We start from the raw sequence: 3,906 nt of genomic DNA, 5'->3' as shown, positions 1-3,906 counted from the left end.
TTTGCATTTTTGGGCAGCTATTGCCGGTAAAATCCCTTTGATTGAGCTTATAGGATTTTACATCGTTCTTGGTACCAGTTGCCTATTTTGCTATAGTATGGCGCTACTATTTGGTTTAGTTGGCAAATCTCTAGGAGGTTTCCAAGCTTGGTTAGGTGCAGGAGCTGTACTCACTTTCTTGTGGATCACGACCATGGTGATTGATAACGCTGGTGTCAGCCATTACCCAGCTGACTGGCTGACTTTGTTTAATCCCACCATTGTCTTACCGTACCTGATTGATTCTAATTCCTTTGATCCGAATAGTTTTTATCCTGTTGAGCGTAGTTTCCAAGATTTGCGCTGGTTTGGTATCCAGATCGGTGCCAGTTTCTGGACTATGGCTGGTTTTATTGTCCTCAACTACAGTGTTGGGACCTACTGGCTTGGGCAAGGGCTAAATCGTTGCTTCCATAACCCTAAAGCTACCGTGATTAACAAGCAACAGAGTTACTGGCTGACCGCTAGCTTGCAAGCAGCGATTTTAGGATTTGCCCTCAACCCTCAAGTCAAAAACTGGCGTGGTTATACCCATGGCTTGGAGGAGAATTCAGAGATGCTGCTGCTGTTCAACGTGGTGCTGTTTTTAGCTCTGATTGCTGCCTTGAGTCCCCATCGACAAACCTTACAAGATTGGGCTCGTTACCGACATCAGGATCGGACTTTCCGCAAAAAAGGAGGGCTGATAGCTGACTTAATCTGGGGTGACAAAAGTCCGGCTGTGGTGGCAGTGGCAATAAATTGTGCGATCGCATCTGCGATGTTACTGACGTGGATATTACTTTGGCCTGCCAATGATTACAAGATAACTGCCCTGTTCACACTGTTGCTCAATAGCAGTCTGATCATGATTTACGCCACAGTTGCTCAGTTGATGCTGTTGATGAAAACACAGAAGCGAGCCGCTGGTGCAGTAATAGCGGTAGGAGGATTGATTCTCTTACCACCCATCCTGTTTGCGATTGGGTCGATGACTACCTATGAGACTCCTGCTGTATGGCTATTTTCGGTATTTCATTGGGGTATTTTGCCCTATGCTAATGGAAGTGTTTTCTTGGCCATCATTGGTCAGTCCCTAGCCCTAGCGTTATTGAACCTACAGCTAGGACGACAATTGCGACAAGCAGGAGAATCCACAACTAAAGCGTTGCTGTCTGGAAAAACCCAATTACCTGTCACTGCTGATTAAGTTTTTTAGTCTACCTAAGGGTTGTTTCGACCCTTAGGTCGCGCGTCGAGCAACTTTCCTACCCTAATCAAGGACTGGATTATCAAAGGGTTTTTTATCCTAATTATCGCGAAACATTTGAACATAAAATCTAGCTTGGAGTGTTTAGCGTTATCCCAATGCTTCGCTCCTATTTTTTTATAATTTATTTTTTTATAATTAAATTAGCGCTAAAATCGACGAACAACCAATGGGAAATCTTAAAGTCGAAGCTCAGCTCTCCTACCAAAACATCCTGAAACGTGAGAGCCCTGTGTCTAATGACCGGGGGTGAAACGGAGAGACGGGGTTTACCCCCTTAAAGTGTTCCTTTAGTCTTTATTCATTTCAGATCTAATCATATTTTCTACGAACTCCCCAACGCTGGTATCTGGATCCTTAGCTGATAATTGAAGCCACTTCCACGCAGCCCCAGTCAGCCAAACTGTAGGTTTTTTTTTAAGTTCATTATGATGTACGGGAAACCCCCGCATTCTTTTCTTAGTTTTTCGTTTATTTGTTGTTGACATATCTATAATCGGCGTCTATACTAGATATAGTATAAAAAAAATTGAGTAGGCAACAAGTGTACAAGACTGTCCCAGTTAAAGCTAACTTTTCAGATGAAGAGGAAGTATTCTGGGAATTTCAGTGTCAACAAGCAAATAATCTGTTTAATTCTGCTGTTTACTACTCAAGACAAAAGCATTATGACTGGTTAAGACAGCAACCAGAAGCTTATACAACATATTGGAGAGATGATTTACTGCGACAAGGCTGGAAAACTTATAAATGCAGTATCAAGTATGCTGAACTTTGCAGGGAGTTAAAGGAAAGTCCTAACTATAAGGCAATGGCCGCTCAGTCAGCACAACAGACTCTCAAGACAGTGGCTGAGTCAATCACAAGCTATAACCAATTGGTGGGTTTGTACTACAAGGGTCAAGTTGATAAACCAAGACTTCTTAGGTACAGAAAGAAAGGTGGTCTAGCCGCTGTTAGTTTTCCAAGACAAGCTCTTAATTACAAGAATGGATTATTTTATCCGTCAATAAGTAAAGAGAGTAAACCTGAGTTGCTCACTGAAATCACTTTGGAGGCTCCCGAGTTTATAGATCCAGACTGGGTAAAAGAAGTAACAATTCGGCCATGTTATGGACAGCTATGGATTGACTGGGTTATTGAGGATGGTAAGCAGCCAGTCAAAAACAATCCCAACCTAGATTACTCTCAGGCTTGGAGTTTCGATCATGGTGGAACTAATTGGTTGACCGGAGTTTCAACTAAAGGTAAAAGCCTGATAATTGATGGTCGCAAGCTCAAGTCCATGAACCAGGGATACGCCAGGTTAGTATCAAAGCACAAAACAGGAAAGCCTGATTTTTACTGGGATACAAACCTTGATAGAGTTCAACGGAAGCGTAATAATCAAATGCGGGATAGCATCAATAAAGCAGCTAGATTTATTATTAATCGCTGTCTTACTGATGGAATCGGCAATATAGTAATTGGTTGGAATGAAAGACATAAAAATGGCTCAATAATGGGGAAACGGGGTAACCAAAACTTTGTGGTTATACCCACAAAAAGATTAATCAACAGACTCGAACAACTATGCCCTGAGTACGGCATAAAATTAACGGTAACAGAGGAATCTTATACTAGCAAAGCGTCTTTATTGGATGAGGATTCATTACCTAAACACGGTGAAAAACCCAGTGGATGGAAACCTTCCGGCAAAAGAGTAAGGCGTGGTTTGTACAAGTCTTCTAAAGGATACCTGGTGAATGCTGATTGTAATGGTGCTGGAAACATTGCCAGGAAAGTAGCTGTACAGTTAGGTCTTGATCTAACCAAGGCAGGTAGGGGAGCTTTGACACTCCCACATCGATATGATATTTTTAATTCTCTTAAAAAATCATATCGAACAAGAAGCGTTCGCGTAGCGTCGGCGAAAGCCGATAGTGGCACGGGAAAACCGCTGCCACGTAGCAACATTGTAGAATCCCCCGTGCTTCAGCCGGGGGAGATGTCAAGAGCAGTTACTTAGAGCTGTTGAACAACTCAGTTTATCTGAACTGGAGAACGTTGGAGCATACATCATATCCCTCCAGGCACAACGCAAAGCCCCCAGGCTTTCTTCAGATCAGGCTAGGTTGCTAATTACTATTAATCAAGGTATACCAGCAGACATTCAAAACCGCTACGATGAACTGATTGAAAAACGAAGAATGGAGATGCTGACACCTGATCAGTATAGGGAACTTTTGGCTTTAAGTGATCAAGTGGAAACCATCGAAGCTAAACGTGTCGAAGCCATGGCAGAATTAGCTGGTTTGCGCCAAATATCCTTAAGCACCCTGATGGCAGATTTGGATATTCATTTCCCTGGCAATGTCTGATAAATCAACGATATTCTGGTTTTATTATACTCAACAAATATTTAAATAATGCAATAAACAAGAGGCAATTTTAAAGAAATGTTGGTTTGAGTTGTGTTTTTTAGTGTTTAAACTATCATATTTAACTTATTTTATCTTGAAATATATTACCAGAAAAAAAATAAAATTAATTTCAATTGTATTTAACTCCTAAAATAGTATTACTATTCCCTATTCCCTATTCCCTATTCCCTATTCCCTATTCCCTATTCCCTATTA

At 41.4% G+C, this 3,906-nt stretch carries 3 protein-coding genes; all 3 read left to right on the top strand.

The genetic code is table 11. The features are described 5' to 3' along the window. On the top strand, positions 1-1,228 hold a 1,228-nt coding region (locus tag F6J94_RS31500), incomplete at its 5' end, for an ABC transporter permease (protein WP_293047454.1). Between the two features lie 604 nt (positions 1,229-1,832). Further along, entirely contained in the window at positions 1,833-3,296 is a 1,464-nt protein-coding gene (locus tag F6J94_RS31495; RefSeq protein WP_293047451.1) for a transposase, read from the top strand. Between the two features lie 106 nt (positions 3,297-3,402). After that, positions 3,403-3,648, top strand: coding sequence for a hypothetical protein (locus F6J94_RS31490; protein ID WP_293047449.1), 246 nt, complete (start codon positions 3,403-3,405; stop codon positions 3,646-3,648). Positions 3,649-3,906: the final 258 nt, after the last annotated feature.

This window comes from Moorena sp. SIO1F2 (assembly GCF_010672755.1).
GTDB lineage: Bacteria > Cyanobacteriota > Cyanobacteriia > Cyanobacteriales > Coleofasciculaceae > Moorena.
The sequence above is the reverse complement of the archived record's forward strand: the minus strand, read 5'-3'. Positions and strand labels throughout refer to the sequence as shown.